The organism is Actinomadura sp. 6K520, from assembly GCF_004349245.1.
Lineage (GTDB): Bacteria > Actinomycetota > Actinomycetes > Streptosporangiales > Streptosporangiaceae > Spirillospora.
Genome location: NZ_SMLC01000005.1, coordinates 88,303 through 107,247 on the forward strand (window position 1 = coordinate 88,303; position 18,945 = coordinate 107,247).

General features: G+C 71.8%; 17 protein-coding genes. 9 read left to right on the forward strand and 8 right to left on the reverse strand.

The window, feature by feature from the left end:
* Positions 1 to 6 precede the first annotated feature (6 nt).
* The gene (locus E1289_RS03075; RefSeq protein ID WP_165970307.1) at positions 7 to 1,596 is read right to left on the reverse strand and encodes an ABC transporter substrate-binding protein; all 1,590 of its coding nucleotides are present in this window, start codon (positions 1,594 to 1,596) and stop codon (positions 7 to 9) included.
* A 236-nt stretch (positions 1,597 to 1,832) separates the two neighbouring features.
* Between E1289_RS03075 and E1289_RS03080 the strand changes: the two genes are divergently transcribed.
* The 5 genes from E1289_RS03080 to E1289_RS03100 all read left to right on the forward strand — a co-directional run bounded on the left by E1289_RS03080 (position 1,833) and on the right by E1289_RS03100 (position 6,977).
* The gene (locus tag E1289_RS03080; protein WP_207928748.1) at positions 1,833 to 3,137 is read left to right on the forward strand and encodes a M20/M25/M40 family metallo-hydrolase; all 1,305 of its coding nucleotides are present in this window, start codon (positions 1,833 to 1,835) and stop codon (positions 3,135 to 3,137) included.
* A 33-nt stretch (positions 3,138 to 3,170) separates the two neighbouring features.
* Complete coding sequence (locus tag E1289_RS03085) at positions 3,171 to 4,127, forward strand: hypothetical protein (RefSeq protein WP_131975031.1); 957 nt, start codon at positions 3,171 to 3,173, stop codon at positions 4,125 to 4,127.
* A 107-nt stretch (positions 4,128 to 4,234) separates the two neighbouring features.
* Positions 4,235 to 5,272: an MBL fold metallo-hydrolase gene (locus E1289_RS03090; protein ID WP_131975033.1), complete on the forward strand. Its 1,038-nt coding sequence runs from the start codon at positions 4,235 to 4,237 to the stop codon at positions 5,270 to 5,272.
* A 105-nt stretch (positions 5,273 to 5,377) separates the two neighbouring features.
* Positions 5,378 to 6,124 carry a DUF899 domain-containing protein gene (locus E1289_RS03095; RefSeq protein WP_131975035.1) on the forward strand — a complete coding sequence of 249 codons (747 nt, stop codon included), beginning with the start codon at positions 5,378 to 5,380 and terminating at the stop codon, positions 6,122 to 6,124.
* A 214-nt stretch (positions 6,125 to 6,338) separates the two neighbouring features.
* Positions 6,339 to 6,977: a pyridoxamine 5'-phosphate oxidase family protein gene (locus E1289_RS03100; protein WP_131975037.1), complete on the forward strand. Its 639-nt coding sequence runs from the start codon at positions 6,339 to 6,341 to the stop codon at positions 6,975 to 6,977.
* 93 nt (positions 6,978 to 7,070) lie between these two features.
* On the opposite strand, the gene E1289_RS03105 is transcribed toward E1289_RS03100, so the two are convergent.
* Positions 7,071 to 7,259, reverse strand: a complete 189-nt coding sequence (locus E1289_RS03105) for a DUF5302 domain-containing protein (protein ID WP_131975039.1) — start codon at positions 7,257 to 7,259, stop codon at positions 7,071 to 7,073.
* A 142-nt stretch (positions 7,260 to 7,401) separates the two neighbouring features.
* Here E1289_RS03105 and E1289_RS03110 point away from each other — a divergent pair, with 142 nt between their 5' ends.
* Complete coding sequence (locus E1289_RS03110) at positions 7,402 to 8,817, forward strand: cytochrome P450 (RefSeq protein ID WP_131975041.1); 1,416 nt, start codon at positions 7,402 to 7,404, stop codon at positions 8,815 to 8,817.
* A gap of 10 nt (positions 8,818 to 8,827) precedes the next feature.
* On the opposite strand, the gene E1289_RS03115 is transcribed toward E1289_RS03110, so the two are convergent.
* Positions 8,828 to 9,178 carry a hypothetical protein gene (locus E1289_RS03115; RefSeq protein ID WP_131975043.1) on the reverse strand — a complete coding sequence of 117 codons (351 nt, stop codon included), beginning with the start codon at positions 9,176 to 9,178 and terminating at the stop codon, positions 8,828 to 8,830.
* Positions 9,179 to 9,282: 104 nt separating this feature from the next.
* Here E1289_RS03115 and E1289_RS03120 point away from each other — a divergent pair, with 104 nt between their 5' ends.
* Positions 9,283 to 9,690 carry a DUF2795 domain-containing protein gene (locus tag E1289_RS03120; RefSeq protein WP_131975045.1) on the forward strand — a complete coding sequence of 136 codons (408 nt, stop codon included), beginning with the start codon at positions 9,283 to 9,285 and terminating at the stop codon, positions 9,688 to 9,690.
* Positions 9,691 to 9,717: 27 nt separating this feature from the next.
* Here the strand turns inward: E1289_RS03120 and E1289_RS03125 are convergent, their stop codons facing one another.
* The 4 genes from E1289_RS03125 to E1289_RS03140 form a co-directional block, all read right to left on the reverse strand.
* A complete protein-coding gene (locus tag E1289_RS03125; protein ID WP_131975047.1) occupies positions 9,718 to 11,256 on the reverse strand; it encodes an FAD-dependent monooxygenase in 1,539 nt (512 codons plus the stop codon).
* Between the two features lie 133 nt (positions 11,257 to 11,389).
* A complete protein-coding gene (locus E1289_RS03130) occupies positions 11,390 to 12,991 on the reverse strand; it encodes an acyl--CoA ligase family protein (protein ID WP_131975049.1) in 1,602 nt (533 codons plus the stop codon).
* Positions 12,992 to 13,061: 70 nt separating this feature from the next.
* The gene (locus E1289_RS03135; protein ID WP_131975051.1) at positions 13,062 to 13,925 is read right to left on the reverse strand and encodes a hypothetical protein; all 864 of its coding nucleotides are present in this window, start codon (positions 13,923 to 13,925) and stop codon (positions 13,062 to 13,064) included.
* Positions 13,926 to 14,455: 530 nt separating this feature from the next.
* On the reverse strand, positions 14,456 to 15,016 hold the full coding sequence (locus E1289_RS03140) for a hypothetical protein (protein ID WP_131975053.1): 561 nt from the start codon (positions 15,014 to 15,016) through the stop codon (positions 14,456 to 14,458).
* Between the two features lie 1,399 nt (positions 15,017 to 16,415).
* Here E1289_RS03140 and E1289_RS03145 point away from each other — a divergent pair.
* A complete protein-coding gene (locus E1289_RS03145) occupies positions 16,416 to 17,201 on the forward strand; it encodes a hypothetical protein (protein WP_131975055.1) in 786 nt (261 codons plus the stop codon).
* A 219-nt stretch (positions 17,202 to 17,420) separates the two neighbouring features.
* Entirely contained in the window at positions 17,421 to 18,392 is a 972-nt protein-coding gene (locus E1289_RS03150; protein WP_131975057.1) for a hypothetical protein, read from the forward strand.
* Between the two features lie 264 nt (positions 18,393 to 18,656).
* Here the strand turns inward: E1289_RS03150 and E1289_RS37935 are convergent, their stop codons facing one another.
* Positions 18,657 to 18,794 carry a hypothetical protein gene (locus E1289_RS37935; protein WP_165970308.1) on the reverse strand — a complete coding sequence of 46 codons (138 nt, stop codon included), beginning with the start codon at positions 18,792 to 18,794 and terminating at the stop codon, positions 18,657 to 18,659.
* Positions 18,795 to 18,945: the final 151 nt, after the last annotated feature.

Genomic DNA, 18,945 nt, shown 5'->3' on the forward strand with positions numbered 1-18,945 from the left:
CCGGGCCTACTTCACCGTCACTTCGTGGGCGAGCAGACCCGTCGCGTACGGCGTGACGGTGACGTCGCCGACGTTCTCGGAGTGCCCGCCCTGGCGGGCCCACGTCCACAGCGGGATCATCGGCATCTCCCCGATGGCGATGTCCTCCGCCCGGTTGTAGAGCCCGATGGCCTTCTGCTCGTCGGCGGTGCGGTTCGCCTCGGCGATGAGGTCGTCGAACTCCTCGTTCTTCCAGCCCATGCGGTTGTTGTCCGAGCCCCACATGTTCTCGAGGTAGTTCTGCGGGCTCGGGTAGTCGGCCTCCCAGTTCTGCCGGTACGGGCCCTTCTCCTCGCGGGCCCGCAGCATGGAGAAGTAGTCGGAGGCGGGGACCTGCCGGAACTCGATCTTCTGGATGCCGAGGTTGTCGCGCAGGGAGTTCGCGACGATCCGCATCCACTGGGCGTAGGTCGGCTGCGCGTTGGAGAAGTACAGCTCCAGCGTCCCCTCGAACCCGCCGGCCTTGTCGAACAGCTCCTTGGCCTTGGCCGGGTCGTAGGTGCACAGTTCGCCGCAGGCGTTGTCGCGGTGGCCGGGGATGATGGACGGGAGCAGCGAGTCGGCCGGGAAGTAGGCACCGTTGTAGACGGCCTTGTTGATGCCCTCCCTGTCGATCACCATCGAGATGGCCCTGCGCAGGTCCGGCTCGGCGAACCGCTCGTCGAACAGCGGGAAGCCGAGGTAGTCGATCGTGCCCATCTCGCCGGTGATGAACCGGTCGCCGAGCACCTTCTCCGCCTCGGGCACCTTGCCGGACGGGATGGTCTGGAGCACGTCGAGGCCGCCCGCCCGCAGGTCGGTGTAGGCGGTGTCGGCGCTGGAGTAGCTCTTCCAGGTCACGCCCTTGTTCCTGGGTTTGCGCGGCCCGGTGTAGCCGGGGAACGCGACGAGCCTGATCTGCTTGTTGCGCTCCCACTCCCCGTCCATCATGTACGGGCCGTTGCCGATCGGGCGCTCGTCGAACGCCTTGGGGTCCTTCAGCCCGGCCTTCGGCATCGGCGCGTAGGCCGGGTAGGTGAGCAGCAGCGGGAACTGGCTGAACGGGTCGTTGAGCGTCACCTTGAGCGTGTTCTGGTCGACGACCTCGACCCCGGACAGTGTGTCGGCCTCCGGTTCGGCGTTCCCGTCCTCGGGGTTCATCGCCCCGTACCCCTCGATGTGGGAGAAGTAGTCGTTGGCGCCCATGCCGTTCGGCCCGTAGGTGGCGTGGTTCCACGCGTCCGCGAAGCTCTGCGCGGTCACCGGCTCGTCGTTGTGGAACCTCCGCCCCGGCTTCACCTTGATCGTCCAGACCCGCTGGTCGTCCGAGGTCACCGACTCGGCGGCCAGCGGGACGGCCCGGCCGTCGCGGTCCAGCGTCATCAGGTTGTCGAACAGCTCGCTGATCACGTCGAACGAATAGCTGCTGGTCGTGTTGGCGGGCATCAGGTGGTCGGGTTCGGAATGGCCCGCGGTGAACGTGCCGTCACTCGCCCCGGCGTCGCCGCCGCCGCAGGCCGACAGCCCGAGCGAGGCCGCCAGCACCACCGCGCCGATCCCGGCCGCCGTTCCGCGCACACCCCTTCCGGCACCCCTCTGGCTTCGCATCGTCCTCCCACCCGTCGCTGCCTCGCGCCGCGGGTGCTTGGCCACCCGCCGCACCTAGATTGCTCGCAGGGTCGTACTCTCGGTGACGCTTTGGATACGGGGCTCACGGAGTCGAGACCGGATCGAGACGACTTGATCATCATTGACAGGGGCGGGTGTGGGAGAAGAATGAGATCGCGTTGCAGGTGCGGCGTCCGGGGGTGAAGGTGCGCGACGACCCGACCGCCGCCGACGCGGCGGCCATCTGCGCCGATCTCATCCGGTTCGACACCACCAACCGGGGCGAGGGCGTGGCCCGTCCGGAACGGCCGGCCGCCGAGCACGTCGCCGCGCTGCTGGACGAGGCGGGCGCCGAGCCGAAGATCGTGGAGTCCGCGCCCGGCCGCGCCAGCGTGCTGGCCCGCCTCCCCGGCACCGATCCCGGCCATCCCGCGTTCCTCGTCCACGGTCATCTGGACGTGGTGCCCGCCGACCCGGCGGAGTGGACCGTCCACCCCTTCTCGGGGGAGGTCCGCGACGGGTGCGTGTGGGGACGCGGCGCCATCGACATGAAGGGCAGCCTCGCGATGACCCTCGCCGTCGTCCGGCGGCGGCTGCGCGAGGTGCGGCGGACGCGCGGCGACCTCGTCCTGGCGTTCCTGGCGGACGAGGAGTGCACCGGCGAGTACGGCTCCCGGTACGTCGCGCGCGAGCACCGCGGGTTCTTCGCCGGATGCGCCGAGGCGATCAGCGAGTCCGGCGGGTTCAGCGTGGACGCGGGCGCGGCGCGCGTCTACCCCATCGCGACCGGGGAGCGCGGCACGGCGTGGCTGCGGCTGACGGCGCGCGGCACCGCCGGGCACGGGTCCAAGCCCGCGCCCGACAACGCCGTCGCCGAACTCGCGCACGCCGTGTCCCGGCTGGCCTCCCACGAGTGGCCCGTCCGGCTGACCCCGGGCGTCCGGGCGCTGCTGGACGGCCTCGCGGACGCGCTCGGCACCGCCATCGACCACGACCGCCTGGACGAGGAGGCGCTGCGCCTCGGGGGCGCCGGCCGCCTGTTCGCCGGGACGATCCGCAACACGGCCAACCCGACCCGGCTCGACGCCGGCTACAAGGTCAACGTCGTACCGGGCACGGCGACCGCGCAGGTCGACGGGCGCTACCTGCCGGGGACCGGTGCGGAGTTCCTCGCCACCGTCGACCGGCTGCTCGGCCCGAAGGTCACCCGGGAGTTCCTCAACCACGAGGAGGCGCCGGCCGCCGACCCGGCCGGGCCGACGTTCGCGGCGCTCGCGGACGCGCTCCGCGCCGAGGACCCGGCCGCCCGCCCCGTCCCGTACGTGATGGCGGGCGGCACCGACGCCAAGGCGTTCCACCGGATCGGCATCGCCGGCTACGGCTTCGCGCCGCTGCGGCTCGGGCCGGGCCTGGACTACCTCGGCATGTTCCACGGCGTGGACGAGCGGGTCCCGCTCGACGGGCTCGCGTTCGGCACCCGGGTGCTGGACCGGTTCCTCGACACCCGCTGAAGCCGGCCGGGACCGAGCGGGTAGGGATCAGGCGTGGACTTCTCCAGCGCGGCCGGCGACCTGTACGGCGTCCCGCCGGCCGAGTTCGTGGCGACCAGGAAGCGGCTGGCCCGGGAGGCGAAGGACGCGGGCGACCGGGCGCTGGCCGCGCGGATCGGGGAGCTGCGCCGTCCGACGCTGTCGGCGTGGGCGGTGAACCTCCTCGCCCGCTCGGCGACGGGCGACCTGGAACGCCTGCTGGACGTCGGCGCCGAGATCCGCTCGGCCTGGGCCTCCGGCGGCGGGCTCGGGGACCTGGAGCAGCGGCGCGCCCGGCTCGTGGGTTCACTGGTGCGGGCCGCGGCCGATCTCGCCGCCGAGGCGGGCAACCCGCTGCGCGAGCAGGCCCTCCGCGAGGTGGAGGACACGCTCCAGGCCGCCACCGTGGACGCGGACATCGCCGGCGAGGTCCGCGAGGGGCGGCTCTCCCAGCCGCGCAGCCACACGGGCTTCGTCCCCGCCGGGTTCCCCATGGCGCCCCAGAACGGAGGGCAAGGCGCCAAGCCGGAGGCCGAGGAGAAGCCGCGCGCCAAAGCGCCCGCCCCGAAGAAGCCCGCCAAGGCGCCCGCCCGGAAGAAGCCCGGCAGGGAGCCCGCTGAGGAGGAGCCCGGCAGGACGAAGGGGCGGGCCCGGTCGAACGTCACGCGGACGAGCGCGGCGCGGGCGCGGCGGGCGGAGACGCTGCGCAGGCGCGCCGAGGCCGCGGAACGCAAGCTCGCCGAACGGCGGGACCGGGCCGAGGCGGCGGGCCGCGCGGCCGAGGAGGCGTCCGCCGAGGTCGGGCGGCTGCGCCACGAGCTGGAGCGGGCCGTCGCCGGGCGCGACGCGGCGGTGCGCCGGGCCGAGCGCGCCGCGCAGAACCGCGCCCGTGCCGAGGAGGAGGCGCGGCAGGCCCGCGAGGCCGCGCGGGAGGCGCGCCGCACCGCCGACCGGGACGCGCGGCACGGCTGACCCACCACCCCAGGACCAAAGGGACGTACGACATCGAGTACGTTCGACTGGAACGAGATTCGAAAACCGCCGGGACGGGCGGCCGAGCTGACTACGGGGGGCGCGCGGTGACGGCACCGGCCGTGCAACAGCAGTCCGACTGGACGGAACCGGGCGCGCATTCCGTGGCGCCGGGGGTGCACCGCATCCCCCTGCCGCTGCCGATCCCGTCGCTGCACGCGGTCAACGTGTACGTCATCGAGGACCCCGCCGGCCTCGTCGTCGTGGACTCCGGCTGGGCGATGGACGACACGCGGACGACCCTGGAGCGCGCCCTCCGCACGCTCGGCCACGGGCTGGACGACGTCGCGCAGTTCCTCGTCACGCACGCGCACTGGGACCACTACTCGCAGGCCCTCGCGCTCCGCGAGTCGTTCGGGACGCGGGTGCGGATCGGGCGCGGCGAGCGGGCCTCGATCGAGGCGTTCGACGTCAGCCGGGGCCTGCACCCCCGGCAGGTGGCGATGCTGCGCCGCTGCGGCGCGCACGGCCTCGCCGACGAGATCGCGAACCTGCCCGTCGAGCGGTCCGATCGGGACGTCCCGCACACCCTCCCCGACGCTTGGCTGGACGACGGGGAGCGCATCGGGCTCACCGCCCGCGGGCTGGACGTCTTCGCCACGCCGGGCCACACGCGCGGCCACGTCGTCCTGCGGGACGCCGCCGCGGGGCTGCTGTTCGCCGGCGACCACGTCCTGCCGCACATCACCCCGTCGATCGGGCTGGAGACCGAGCCGGAGCGCAAGCCGCTGCGCAGCTACCTGGAGTCGCTGCGGCTCGTCCGGGACATGCCCGACACGCTGCTGCTGCCCGCGCACGGCCCGGTGACGCCGAGCGTGCACACCCGCATCGACCAGTTGCTGGAGCATCACGCCGAGCGGCTCGACGCCGCCGCCGCGGAGGTCCGGGCGGGTCACACGACCGCCTTCGAGGTCGCCGCCGCCCTGCCGTGGACACGCAGGCGGCGCGCCCTGGACGACCTGGACGCCTTCAGCCGCATGCTGGCCGTCCTGGAGATCGAGGCCCACCTGGACGTCCTGGCCGACAGGGGCTTCCTGGACGCCCACGACGAGGCGGGAGTCCGCCGCTACGCCGCGCGGCGCTGACCGCCCGTCCGGAACGGGGGCGGCGGGACCGATGAGTTTCCGCGGCCCCGCGAGTCTGCCTCGGATGAACCGCTACAGACACCGTTCCGGACGGAGGACATGCCCATGGCGCTCCCCGAAGTCGTCTCTCGTGAGGAGTGGACGGCCGCGCGCAAGAGGCTGCTCGCCAAGGAGAAGGAGCTCACCCGCGCCCGCGACGCGCTGAACGCGGAGCGGCGCCGCCTGCCGATGGTGCGGGTCGAGAAGGACTACGTCTTCGAGGGCCCGGACGGCGGGGCGAGCCTGCTCGACCTGTTCCACGGCCGCCGCCAGCTCATCCTCGGGCACACGATGTGGGACCCCGGGTGGGACCGCCCCTGCCGGAGCTGCTCGTCCGGGCTGGCCGAGATCTCGGTCGGCCATCTGCGGCACCTGAACGAGCGCGACACCACCTACGTGGCGGTCTCGCGGGCCCCGCAGTCGAAGATCGCGCCGTTCCGGGCGGAGATGGGCTGGGTGTTCCCCTGGTACTCCTCGTACGGCAGCGACTTCAACTACGACTACCACGTCACGATCGACGGGTCGGTGGCGCCGGAGGAGTACAACTACCGGCCCCTGCCGCCGGAGGGCGACCGCCCGATGGAGCTGCCCGGCACGAGCTGCTTCCTGCGGGACGGCGACACCGTCTACCACACCTACTCGATGTTCGCCCGCGGCGCGGAGCAGGTCGGCGGCGCCTACTACTTCCTGGACCTGACGGCCCTGGGCCGGCAGGAGGAGTGGGAGGAGCCGAAGGACCGCGGCTCGGGCGGCATGCCGGCGGGCAGCAGGCTGCCCTACCCCGACGAGTACGACGACGAGTACTCCTCCTGAGACGCCGCCCCTTCCCCATGGGCGTCCCGCCCCGCCCGCGGGGCGGGCCGGGCGCCCGGCGCGGCGGCCCGTGACCGTGTTGTGGCCTTCGTGGGGAGGCCGCAACACGGTCGTCGGCGCCCGGGTGGCGGGCCGGAGTCACCGGGGCGCGGCCGTCCGGGGGAAATGCCGCCGGTTAGGCTGGTCTTCCGGTTCCCTCCCGGAAGGAGCGGCGATGACGCTCGCCCCCGAGTCCGCCACGATCACCTCTCCTGAGGAGCTGCGCGAGATCCTCGGCGCGCCGCTGCCGCGGGCGGTCGACAAGGAGCGCGTGACGCTGCACGCCCGGGACCGCGACTGGCTCGCCCGCTCGCCGTTCTGCCTGATCGCCACCAGCGACGCGGACGGCAACTGCGACGTCTCCCCCAAGGGCGACCCGCCCGGGTTCGTCCACGTCATCGACGACACGACGATCGCCGTCCCGGACCGGCCGGGCAACCGCCGCGCCGACGGCTACCTGAACGTCCTGAGCAACCCGCACGCCGGGCTGATCTTCTTCGTCCCCGGCCGCGGCGAGACGCTGCGCGTCAACGGGCGGGCGAGGCTCGTCCGCGACGCGCCGTTCTTCGACGAGATGGTCGTCAGCGGGCACCGCCCGTCGCTCGCGCTGGTCGTGGAGATCGAGCAGATCTTCTTCCACTGCGCGAAGGCGCTCATGCGCTCCAAGCTGTGGAAGCCGGAAACCTGGGAGCCGGACGCGCTGCCCTCGCACGCCCGCATCGTCGCCGACCTCCGGTACGCGAAGGAGAACGTGGAGGAACTGGAGCGGTACTACTCCGAGGAGAACTACGCGAAGAAGCTGTACAAGGGCTGAAAAGGGGCGCACGCGCCGGGCGGGGGCCCCGGCCGGGAGACACGGATCGACCCCCGCGCTTCCGCGCGGGGGCCACGGACCGGGGCGGCCCCGTCAGCCGCTCTTGCGGCGGAACTGCCGCTGATGGTCGGCACGGTCGTGCGTGCCGCGCACCTTGGGGCCGTTCCTGCCCGCCGAGCCGGCGTTCTTGCCCGCCGTTCCGCGCTTGCGCTCCAGGGCCTCCCGGAACCTGCGCTTCACGTCGTCCTCGCCGTCCTCCGGCGCTCCTGACGAGTCGGCCATGCGGACCTCCAGCTCTTGTAGGGACACCCCCAGCCTCACATAAACGGCCGGGACCGGCCATGCCGCCCCACCGGAAGATCACCCCGGGCATATTTCGCCATCGACCGGTCACCGCGGAACGATCTCTCCTAGGTTTGTGCGCGTGGAGCCCCAGACGTCGCATGCAGAGACCGCGCCCGCACACCCGCCGCTGGAATCGCTCGCCGTCCAGCCGCTGGTCAACCGGGACTACGAGTCCCGTCCCGCCCTCTTCTACGAGCGCCTCCGCGCCGAGTACGGACCGGTCGCTCCGGTGGACGTCCTCGGCGTGCCGGCGTGGCTCGTGATCGGCTACCCGCAGACACTCGACATCCTGCGCGACACGCGGGGCATCTGGAGCAAGCGGCTCGACTCCTGGCGGGCGCGCCGGGAGGGCCGCGTCCCCGCCGACTGGCCGCTGCTGCCGGCCTTCGAGATCGACAACTCGGTGTTCCGCGACGGCCCCGAGCTCACCCGGCTCCGCGGCGCCTGGAGCGAGGGCCTGCGCCCCTTCCAGGACCGCACGCGGACGCAGGCGAAGGACCTGGAGCGCGCCATCCGGCGGTACGCCGACGAGCTGATCAACGTGCTGTCGGAGAGCGGCGGCCGCACCGGATGGACCGATCTGTCGGCGCAGTACGCCCGGCCGCTGCCGCTGATGATCGTCGGCAGGCTGCTCGGCGCCGAGCCCGGCCGCGGCGACGACATCATCATGGACATGTGGCGGATGCTGGACGCCGGGCCGGACGCCGCCGAGGCGGCCGGGCGGCTGACCGCCGAGGTCGCCGCCATCTGCCAGGCCAAGCTGGGCTCCCCCGGCGAGGACCTGCCGTCCTACATGATCGCCGCGGTGCCCGACCTGACCGTCGACGAGCTCACCCGCGAAATGATCATGGTGATCGGCCTGATCGGGGACTACACGGGAACGCTGATCTGCAACACGATCGCCGAGGTGATCGCCGGGGACACCGGGGTACGCGACAGCATCTCCGCCGGGATGCTGCCGGAGGCGGTCAACCGCGCCGCGATCACCAGCCCGCCCATGGCGAACCTGACGTTCCGGTGGCCGAAGACGGACGTGCGCGTCGGCCGGTTCCTGATCGCCGCCGGCGACCCGGTGATGCTGTCGCCCGCCGCCGCCCACCTGGACCCCGCGTTCACCGGCACCATGACGCCCGACTCCATCTACAGCTCCCGCGCGCACCTGGCGTGGGGCGCGGGGCCGCACGCGTGCCTCGGCCGCGACCTCGCCACGACCATCACCACGATCGCGGTGGAGCGGCTGTTCGAGCGGTTCTCCGGGGTGCGGCTCGCGCTGCCCGCCGACCAGCTTCCGTGGCGGTCGTCGCCGATGATGCGCGGCCTGCGGTCGCTGCCGGTCAACTACGAGCTGGCCGACGACCCGCAGCGGCGGCCCGCCGGCCCGCCGGGGACCTCCGCCGACGGGGACGCGGCGCCGGAGGCGGACACCCCGGCGGCGGCCGAGCAGAAGTCGCTGGTCCGGCGCGTCCTGCGGATGATGCGGCTGTCGCAGCCCTGACGGCCCGGTCTCAGGGGGCGCCGATCCGGTCCAGTTCCACCGTCCACACGCCGTCCATGACCTCGGACAGGGTGAGGTACAGGTTCAGGGCGGAGCGGCCCTCCTGCGCCGTCCACAGCGGGAACGTCACGCGGAGGCCGCGCCGCCCGCCGGGGGCCTCCTCGACGCCGGTCACCTCGACGGCGCCGAAGGCGTCCTCCGGCGGGCTGATCAGGTCGAGCCCGCGCCCCTCGATCGCAGCGGCCATGTCGGACGCGCTGAGCCGGCGTCCCTCGGTCAGCGTCTCCAGTTCCGCGTACTCCCCGCCCACCAGCAGGGAGACCACGACCCTGACGGCGTTCACGCCCTCCCGCGGCAGCATGCGCCACACCGTACCGCCCCCGGCCGCGAGATCGGCCGCATGTTTGGGCACGCCCGCCCGGGAACGATCCGTCCGGTAGGCGCGTAGGGAGGACGAACTACACGATGCCAGACAAGAGCGACAAGCACGGTGCGAAGCTGGACGAGGAGATCGAGCGCGAGACGCAGGGCATGGTCAGCGGCGGTCATCCCACCCACGCCCAGGAGTTCGTGGAGACCGAGCCCTTCTCCGACGACGACCCCGATGACCCGACCGCGGCGGCGGCCGCGGCCCGGGAGGGCTCCCCGCCCGGGATGTCCGCGCAGGACGTCGAGGGACGCAGCGCCCTCGCCCGGATGCTGACGGGCGTGCGGTACCCGGCGCGGCCGAACGAGCTGATCCGGCACGCCGCCGAGGGCGGCGCCCCCGACACCGCCGTCGAGGAGCTGCGGACGCTGCCCAAGCGCGAGTACGAGAACGTCGCCGACGTGGCCGAGGAACTCGGCTACGGCCGCGAGGAACGCCGCTACTGAGCGGCCCCCGGTGAAGACCGGCGAGGATCAGCGAAGAGGGTCACCGCCCGCCGGCCGCGGTTCGTGGGCGTGCCTGTCCGCGGGCGGCCCGCACCACTGGTTCAGGGCGTCGCGGATCGCCGCGGCCCGCCGGTCGGGCGACGTCTCGTCGGTCGCCCACGCGATGTACCCGTCCGGCCGCACCAGCGCGGTCGTGCGGGTCGCGCCGCCGGCGACGACGCAGTGCACACGGCCCGCCCAGCGCTTGGCCGCCAGGTAGGTCACCGCCGGATCGTTCGCCGCGACCACCAGCACGAAGAGGCCATTGCCCAGCAGCCGGTAGAGCCGTCCCGTGCTTCCCGCCAGCGGGACGTCCGGCGCGCGCTTCCCGGCCAGCCGATGGGAGCCGCGCGGCGACGGGTAGGCGAGGTCGATGCCGGAGACGGCGCCCGCCAGCCGCCGCGCCACCGGCCGGGTGTGCGTCGCCGCCCATGCGGCGGCGACGCGGGCCCGCCGCGCCCAGAGCGGCTCGGCAAGGACGAACCGCAGCGCCGCGCCACTGCCGCGCACGACGAGCCGCCCGACCGGGTGCCGTTCCTCGTGGTAGCTGTCGAGCAGCCACGACGGAGCCCAGCCCCGGAGCTGCGCCGCCAGTTTCCAGCCGAGGTTCGCGGCGTCCTGGATGCCGGTGTTCATGCCCTGCCCGCCGACCGGCGAGTGGACGTGCGCGGCGTCGCCCGCGAGGAACACCCGGCCCACCCGGTACTTGGGCACCTGCCGCTCGTCGCTGTGGAACCGGGACGTCCACCGCGGGTCGTGCATGCCGTGGTCGGTGCCGAGGGCGCGGCGTGTCACGTCCCGCAGCTCGGCCAGGTCGACGGGCTCGGAGTCGGGCGGCTGGTGGCGCCGGTTCCAGGCGATCGCCCGGTACCAGCCGTCCCCGAACGGCGCCAGGAACGCGAACGCGTCGCCCACCGCGTTGACCGTCAGGACGTCGGGGGGCGGATCCGCCAGCCGGACGTCGGCGAGCATCACCGACCGGACGGCCGCCCGGCCGGGGAACGGAAGGCCCAGCAGGCGCCGGACGGTGCTGCGCACCCCGTCGGCCCCGACGACGTAGGACGCGCGGCGGGTCCGCGTGTCACCTCCCGGCATCCGCACCTCGACGTCGACGCCCGCCGCGTCCTGCTGCAGCCCCACGACCTCGGCGCCGTGCACGATCTCCGCGCCCTCGGCCACCGCCCGTTCCCGCAGCACGCGTTCGATCTCGTACTGCGGTGTGACCAGCACGTACGGGAACCGGCCCGGCAGCCGCGACAGGTCGAGGCTCGTGGTCCGCAGCACCTGGATCGCCCCCACCCGCCGGCCCGTCGAGGTGAGCTCGTTCGCCACGCCCCGCACGTCCAGCATCTCCAGCGTGCGGGCGTGCACGGCGAACGCCCGCGTCAGGTTGCTCGTCTCCTCGTCGCGGCGCTCCAGCACCGTGCAGCCGATCCCGGCCGCGGCCAGGTCGCCCGCGAGCAGGAGCCCGGTCGGGCCCGCCCCCACGATCAGCACGTTCCCCGTCGGCTTCCCGGTGGGCGCCATCCCGTTCCCTTCTCACGCGCTCGGCGGCCGGACCCCGGCCTCCGCCCAGGGAACACTTCCCCCGAACGGCCGGTCCTCACCTGCCGGAGGCCCCGGGCGGCGGGCGTTCTCGCGTCGTCGGCGCGCGGCGCCGTCAGCCCTGCACGCGGCGGCCCAGGCCGGCCCACTCCCGCTCCCGGAGCTGGAACTTCTGGATCTTGCCGGTGGACGTCTTCGGCAGCTCGGCCACGAACTCCACCGAGTCGGGCGCCTTGAACCGGGCGAGGCTCTCCCGGACGTGCCCGACCAGCTCGGCCTCCGTGGCGGCGTGCCCGTCGCGGAGCACCACGAACGCCTTCGGGCGCTCACCCCACTTCTCGTCCGGCACCGCGACGACGGCGACCTCCAGGACCGCCGGATGCGAGTCGATCGCACGCTCCACCTCCACCGTGGAGATGTTCTCGCCGCCGGAGATGATGATGTCCTTGGACCGGTCGCGCAGTTCGACGTAGCCGTCCGGGTGGCGGACGCCGAGGTCGCCGGAGTGGAACCACCCTCCCCGGAACGCCTTCGCGGTGGCCTCCTCGTCCCGGTGGTACCCCTTCATGACGTTGTTGCCGCGCATGACGATCTCGCCGAGCGTCTCGCCGTCCGCCGGGACGTCGTTCATCTGGTCGTCGACGACGCGCAGCCCGTCCGTCTGGATCATGCCGACGCCCTGCCGGGCCAGCAGCCGCGCCCGGTCGGGCGGGGGCAGCGCCGGCCATCCGGGCTGCGCCTCGCACACCGAGTACGGCCCGTAGGTCTCCGTGAGCCCGTACACGTGGACGATGCCGGCCCCGAGCTCCTCCATCTGCCCGATGATCGTGGGGCTCGGCGGCGCGCCCGCGGTCGTGACGGTCAGCGGCCGCTCCAGCGGATGCGCCTCGGCCGCGTTCGCGATCGCCACCAGCACGGTCGGCGCGGCGTTGAGGTGCGTGACGCCCTCGGTGTCGATGAGGCGCCACACCTCCCCCGCCACGACGGCGCGCAGGCACACCTGCGTCCCGCTGATCGCGGCGAGCGCCCACGGCGTGCACCACCCGTTGCAGTGGAACATGGGCAGCGTCCACAGGTAGACGCTGTCCGGGGTATGGCGCGAGTGCGTCACCTCGCCGAGCGCGTTCAGGTACGCCCCGCGGTGCGTGTAGACGACGCCCTTCGGCCGTCCCGTGGTGCCGGACGTGTAGTTGATCGAGATGGCGGCGTTCTCGTCGTCCACGTCCCAGGCCCGCGGGTCGTCCGAGCCGCGCGCCAGCAGCTCGGCATAGGAGATGCCGCGGACCGCCGGGTCGGGGTCGGCGCCGGCGGCCGGGACCGTGACGACCTGCGGCAGCGCGTCCGCGAGCGGCGCCACCGACGGATGCAGGCCCGCGTCCACGACCAGCGCCTTCGCCCCCGAATGGTGGAGGATGTAGCGGATCTCCTCCGCCGCCAGCCGGGTATTGACCGCGACGAGCACGGCCCCGGCGAGCGGCACGGCGAAATGCGCCACCAGCAGTTCCGGGACGTTCGGCGCCAGGTAGGCGACCCGGTCCCCCGGCCCGATCCCCGACGCCCGCAGCGCGTTGGCGAGCCTCGTCGTCTCGGCGGCGAACTCCCCGTACGTGGCACGGCGGTCCCCGTAGGCGTAGGCGGTCTTGCCGGGGAAGACCTCCGCCGACCGTCTGAGGAACGCGAGGGGGGTCAGCGCCGTGTGGCCAGGGCCGTTGTCCATCGGGAGCCTCCGTCGGGTCGGATGTGACCTGCGTCTCGAGCATGTCACGGCTCCCCGGACGCGCCGCGTTCTACCGCGCGGTGTCGGCGGTCAGGATGGCGACCGCCTTGACGGTCGTGTACCCGCGCCATTCGAGTTCCGCGGCGGGCGAGTAGCTGGCGAAGTCGACCGTCCACCCGCCGTCGTCCTGCTGCTGCCCGTCCAGGCGCCGGAGTTCTTCCGCCACGACCTCCGGCGCGAGAAGCGCCCGGGCGGGACGGCCGGGATAGGGCGCGAAGTCGAGGGGCCGCATCATCTCGTCCTCCAGCCCGCCTTCGACATGGACGAGGCCGTTCTCCGGAATGTGCGCGCCGAGCAGCGCCAGGACCTCGGTGTCCTCGACCGCGTCCGCCAGCCACACCGCGAACGCCAGCTCCAGGGCGTGCAGTTCGTCCCTCGCCCGGACGCCGTCGAGGCAGTAGCGGGTGACACGGTCGAGCCAGGGATGCGCGGCGACCGCCTTGTCGTGGACGGCGACGCGGTGCGCCATCGCCGCCACCACCGCGGTGATCTGCAGCGAGGACGCCGCCGGATCGGCGCCCGTCCAGAACGGCGCGCAGCCCGCCGGGTCCGGGATCGGCAGCGCGAACGGCAGCCCGCCGTCCGGCAGCGTCACCGACTCCAGCCAGTCGCAGAGCGCGACGGCCTCGGGCGCCGTGGCGGGCGCGAGTTCGGCGAAGACCTCGAAGGCGTGCAGTGCGGGCCCCGGCTGGCTGGTCCGCGACCGCAGGTCGGGTTCGAGTCCGTGGCCGTAGCCGCCGTCGGCGTTCCGGTAGGCGTTCAGCGCGGCGAGCAGCGCTCCCGGGTCGCCGCGACCGGTCAGCGCCTCGAACCGGCGCCGGTCGAGCGTCCGCGCGTGCATGGCCATGAAGTCAGATGCCTTATCCAGATTCATGACTCCAGCGTGCCCACCGCCTCCGCGTCCCGTCTTGTATCTTCCGGCCATCCCCACGCCGACGGAGAGCGAGCCGGCGACCTTCGGTTGCCGGCTCCTCGGGAAGCATCGAGCCCTATGTACCTCTGGCTCCTGTAAACAGTCACTCACTCGCTGCATCTCTGAGCCGTAGAGTTCCTGCCTACAGACGCGTCCACAACCGCACTCTTGCAACCATGACGATCCCAGGTCCTGAAGCGCCCGCACCGGACGAGGGCGAACCCAGCGCTCGGTCAGCAGTCTCAGAGCTGTGCCGAACAGGCCGGCATCAGATGTGCCGGGGCAGAGTCTATGTATTCCCGCCTGTTAACGGACGCGTGATCCTTCCGTGCGGATGCGAGGTGTGTCGGCATCCCGCTCGACGGCGCGGGCGTCCCAAGCGTTAGCGTCGCCAGGGAGGTGAACCATGGCTTTGGCGGAGAGCCGCGCCGCCTCCGCCTCCCTTACCTGCGGACGTTCAGTGGCCGTCGGCGCGGCAGCCGACTCGCCGCCTACCGGCCGCCACGCCGGCTGGTGCTCAATGCTCCAGGCGACGCGGAACCGTCCTCCATCGTCCCCACGTTCCCGCCCGTGACCTGGCCCGTGTGAGCGTCCGCACCGCCGACGAGTACGAGGCCGCGTTGCCACGCGGTTCGGCGTGTGAGTGCCCAGCCCGGCGTCGTCCGCAAGGAGACGTCGACCGCCCCCGAGGAATGGGACCCGAGCCGTTGCGCCGTGATGGTGGTGTACACCCAACTCGTGCATGGATGGGGAAGGACCGGGCGCAGCGCCACTGCGGACGCGGGACCAGGACGCTGGGCCGCTTCTTGGATGCAGCGACTTTTGATGGCGTCCAGCGACTCGGTGTCGATGGCGGCTCGTCCCGTCACCCCCCGCCACACCGAATGGCCTACGAGGGCGATCCCCCCGGTCACGTAGAGGGTCATGAGCCCGGCCGGCCACGGGTTGGGCACCCAGGAACCGGTGATGGCTCCCGCGAGCAGGTATCCGGACGCGGCCAGGACGACGATGCCGGTGTGCAACGCGACGAGTGCGCGGACTTCCGCGGGCATCGGCGGTGGTTCTCCGTCATCGGGGCGTCTGGCAAGCACAGGTGTGCGCATGAGGATTCCGATCAAGGCATGGGGGGGCGAAGTAGTTGCGGTGAGTTCCTCTGACAGGACGTGGCGTGACATCCGTACAAGAGTGCGCGCTTGCGGCGCTGCACGCGACCCGTTCGCGGGAATGGATACGCAGCCATGGCGTCAAGGGGGATCAGGACATCGTCGACATTCGTCCGAATCACGTCTTCATGCGAGATTCCACTTCGTGGCAAAGATCCTTTTGTTCGGGATGAGTCAGCATAACGACCCCATCCCTCAGCACCATCCTCACGAACTTGTAGAAGTTCGCTGTGGCGTGCCTTGTACACAAGACCTCCCGTTCTTTCCCTTTCCAGCCGATGGTGGCCGGGCCTGGCCACCCTCCCCCCTCCTTTGGGGTGACCAAAATGTGAGGCACAGAAGTTCCTTAAATCCATCCAAAATGGCCTCAATGCTGACTTATCGATCTGGCGTACCGCCCGCCGCTACTCCCGCCCCTCACCTCTCCCGGAGGTTGACGGGCTCTCTGGGCGTGGAAGCTCCTCGGCGCGGACACTGACTGCCGGTGTTATGGGCCCACCGCCCAGCTGCGCGGAACGCCGGCCCGTGTGTCACCCCATCGAGAGGCGCAAGCGCTTCGTCCAAGGAGCCAGAAGCCCGGCGGCCTGCCCCCAGCCGGTCGTCGCGCCCGGCAAGAGAGGGTGTGATGTCCGGTTTCGGAGATAGCCGACAGCGCCCGCTCCCGCAGATGCGAACTTCGCCGCAGACGTGGCCGGGCAGTCACGAGAGACTGTCAACCAACACCTCCGTCATGCCATGGAGGGCACAGTCGCCGCCGGCGACCCCGCCCCTCCCACCGACTCGCCCGAGCAAACCGTACACCGATTTAGGAGAATGCCAACCATTCTTGCAGATCAGCTGACTGGCCTATACCAGTTTCCCGGAATAATAGAACCTGTTCTCATTGAGTTTCCCGAAGCGTCCCCGGGCTATCCAGTGCACGACGCGAACCAACTATGGATGCCACTGGCCAGCGAGTTGTCGCACAGACCCGTCCCGCCACTCCCGGAAGAGCCGTAAGATCTGTTCCCATGGGAACTGCAGCTTGGCGGAGAAGCGGGCACAGCTTAAGTGCGAGCCGCCCCACCCGCCCCGGCGGCGGATCCCTGCGACGGCATGATCCCTATGGCGGGGAGCGGGTCAAGCGCTAACCTCTCCACCCCCTCGCGTCGCAGCGGACTGAACGGACCTAGATCATTCTCATGTCCGTTCGGCGCAACCAATCCAGCAGATGCGGCTCACCGGATCCCCCGACCTCCGGAGCTTCCGACCGGGTGCATCTTTCAGTTGAGTTCCCCAAAGGAACCAGATGACAGACGAAGAGTTCGAAGCACCCTCTAACCAGGGCGATCGCCACGGCAGCCAGCGCAGGCCGGTTATCCGCCACGGCTCGGCGACGAGTCCGAACCAGCGTCATGAGCGCCGCATACCGCCTCCCCGACTGCCCGATCGTGCCCGGCAGGCACCTGCGTCCACCACGTCCCCGGCCGACGGCACCCGGTCGCGTCCCCACTCGGACCCGGGGGTGCTCACCGAGCCGACTCCCGACCAGGAGCCCGCCGACGATGACTCATGCGCCGATCCGCCGACGCTCCCCGCACAGCGTGGATTCTGGCGCCGGCACATGTGCTTCCGGCGGGGCGAACGCCGACACAACACCGCGGTCGTAGTCGCCTGGATCGGATTTGCCGGCGCCCTCGGCGGGCCGCTGGTAACCGTGGTCGGACCCGCCCTGTGGACGCACCTCATGGGCCAGGGCGGCCACGTTCCTCATCACCGTATGACGACGATCGTCAACGCGCCCAACGGGATCACGTACGCGTACCAACAGCCCAACCTGGCCAGTGAGCACGCCAAGAAGAGGGCGACTTATCGCGAGGGCGACACGATCGAGGTCGTCTGCCAGATCCGTGACGGGGAGTCCATCTCGATGCCCGGTGACGGCCGTCCGCTCTACGCGGTGTCCGTATGGGACAAGCTGCCGAATGGCAGCTGGGTGCCTGACATCTTCACTTCGCTCGAACACAAGAGGGGACCCAAGCCGCCCCCGGGCATCGAGTTGTGTCCGGCACAGCCGTCCGCACTGGTGCCGTGAGCGGTGTGTGCCGTCCACCGGCGGGATGGACGGTCTCGCAACCGCGTGAGGGAGGGCCGGGCCTCGATTGGGACCCGGCCCCGAACCGTTCTAGGAGGCGCCGTCACGAGATCGCGCTCTCGCGGACCTGGTGCCTTCCCGTCGGAGAGCGAGCCCGCCACCTGGCTCCCGAGAGGCAGTATCGCGCCGTGGCCCCTTCATGCTGGACCGGAGCATGCAGTGAACAAGAACGTACGCAGACTACTGACACGGCTGGAAAAGCTCGGGAACCGTGACGGCCGCGGGGATACGCCCGGCAGAGACAAGGCCGCGCGTGAGGAGATCGACGCCTACGCCGCCAAGCTCGCCAAGCCGGCGATTGACGGTCTTCGCGGTTGCAGGGACCCCGAGCAGAGGCTCATCAGAGCCGTCTCCCTGATCAGGCAGGTGACCTTGGAGGTCTCAGCCCGTACTGCGCGCCGCAACGTCGCCCTCGCGATCGCCTGCAAGCCGGTCAGCGAGGGCGGTGACGGCATGAAGAAGGCCCGCGCCGCCCGACGCGTGGCCCGCACCCGAGGCTTCGTCCATCGGGAGGCTTACGGCCACACCGCCCTGGAGTCGGTCGCGGACGTGACCCGGGTCCGGGAAAGGTACGGCGAGGAGTTCGGCCGTTCGGTCACGCCGATCCGGGTCGCGCAGATCGAGGAGGCCCACATTCGCCATATCGAGGCGATCCGTTACGGCGCAGTCGGCGTCCGCGTCCAGACGGTGAGGGAGTTGGCGTCCGCCCGGCCGGGGCGCCCCGGCACCGTCAGCCCGTATTCCGTCACCGAGATCGCAGCGCTTGCCGGCATGGAAAGCTCGCAGGTGGCTTACGACCTGTACAAGGCCGGCAAAGGATCCCGGCAGCGTCGCTACGACGACTCGGAGGTGCGCACCACGGCACAGGCCGATGCCTTGCGGAGTGTCGGCGACGACGGTCGCATGAGCAACCGCGGCTCCGGACGAGTTCATCTGAACACGCTCAAGGCCCTCGTCCGCGCCGGGCGCGCGAGGGTGCTCAAGGAGATCACCGTGGAGGTACCTGTTCCCGGCCGTACAGGCAAGACCAGATCGGTGATCGAGTACGTGGTCACGCTCACCGACGAGGGATGGGCGGCTCGTTCGAAACTGCGAGCAGATGCGGTGGATCCTCCGCGTCCTTCAGGCTGACGGCCGTGCGCGCCAGCGTGCCGCACGCCGAGTCACGCCCGCGGTAGTAGGAGAAATTGGAATGCGTGCTGGCAGGTCTCCGCCCTGGCCCGACGACATGGAGGTCAAGGCCGAACGCACGGGTGAGCGCCGGTACGCGACCGTCGTCACCCTCCCCGGTCACGGGCCCCGCCGGATGGACCCCGCGCCCGCGTACGACGACGAGATCCCGCACGAACTCGTCCACTACCTGGTGGAGGCGGAGCTGGGGCTGTCGTACGGCGTCTACGGGCGGGCCGCGGCGGGTGGGGGCGAGTTCATGGCGGTCTCCGACACGCCTGGCGACCCGCGCAGGCGGGCCCGCGAGCAGCGCAGGCTGAAGAAGCGCGGGGCGTCCCTCAGCAGGACCGACCGCGGCGACATGGCCAGGTCGGAGCACCTCGCGGGCCTGTGCGACCTCGCCTGGCGCCGCCGGGCGGAGCCTGGACGCCGCGTGGGCCGAACGCAGTTCGATCCCGGCCGAGGACGCGCCCATCGTCGACCGCGTCCTGAGCCGCCTGGACGAGACGGCGCC

What these genes read in the sequence shown, in the direction of transcription:
- E1289_RS03095 (WP_131975035.1), top strand. Translation starts at nt 5,378, where the DNA reads ATGGCGCTCCCCGAAGTCGTCTCTCGTGAGGAGTGGACGGCCGCGCGC.
- E1289_RS03100 (WP_131975037.1), top strand. Translation starts at nt 6,339, where the DNA reads ATGACGCTCGCCCCCGAGTCCGCCACGATCACCTCTCCTGAGGAGCTG.
- E1289_RS03105 (WP_131975039.1), bottom strand. Translation starts at nt 7,259, where the DNA reads ATGGCCGACTCGTCAGGAGCGCCGGAGGACGGCGAGGACGACGTGAAG.
- E1289_RS03115 (WP_131975043.1), bottom strand. Translation starts at nt 9,178, where the DNA reads ATGCTGCCGCGGGAGGGCGTGAACGCCGTCAGGGTCGTGGTCTCCCTG.
- E1289_RS03120 (WP_131975045.1), top strand. Translation starts at nt 9,283, where the DNA reads ATGCCAGACAAGAGCGACAAGCACGGTGCGAAGCTGGACGAGGAGATC.
- E1289_RS03125 (WP_131975047.1), bottom strand. Translation starts at nt 11,256, where the DNA reads ATGGCGCCCACCGGGAAGCCGACGGGGAACGTGCTGATCGTGGGGGCG.
- E1289_RS03130 (WP_131975049.1), bottom strand. Translation starts at nt 12,991, where the DNA reads ATGGACAACGGCCCTGGCCACACGGCGCTGACCCCCCTCGCGTTCCTC.
- E1289_RS03135 (WP_131975051.1), bottom strand. Translation starts at nt 13,925, where the DNA reads ATGAATCTGGATAAGGCATCTGACTTCATGGCCATGCACGCGCGGACG.
- E1289_RS03140 (WP_131975053.1), bottom strand. Translation starts at nt 15,016, where the DNA reads ATGCCCGCGGAAGTCCGCGCACTCGTCGCGTTGCACACCGGCATCGTC.
- E1289_RS03145 (WP_131975055.1), top strand. Translation starts at nt 16,416, where the DNA reads ATGACAGACGAAGAGTTCGAAGCACCCTCTAACCAGGGCGATCGCCAC.
- E1289_RS37935 (WP_165970308.1), bottom strand. Translation starts at nt 18,794, where the DNA reads ATGTCGCCGCGGTCGGTCCTGCTGAGGGACGCCCCGCGCTTCTTCAGC.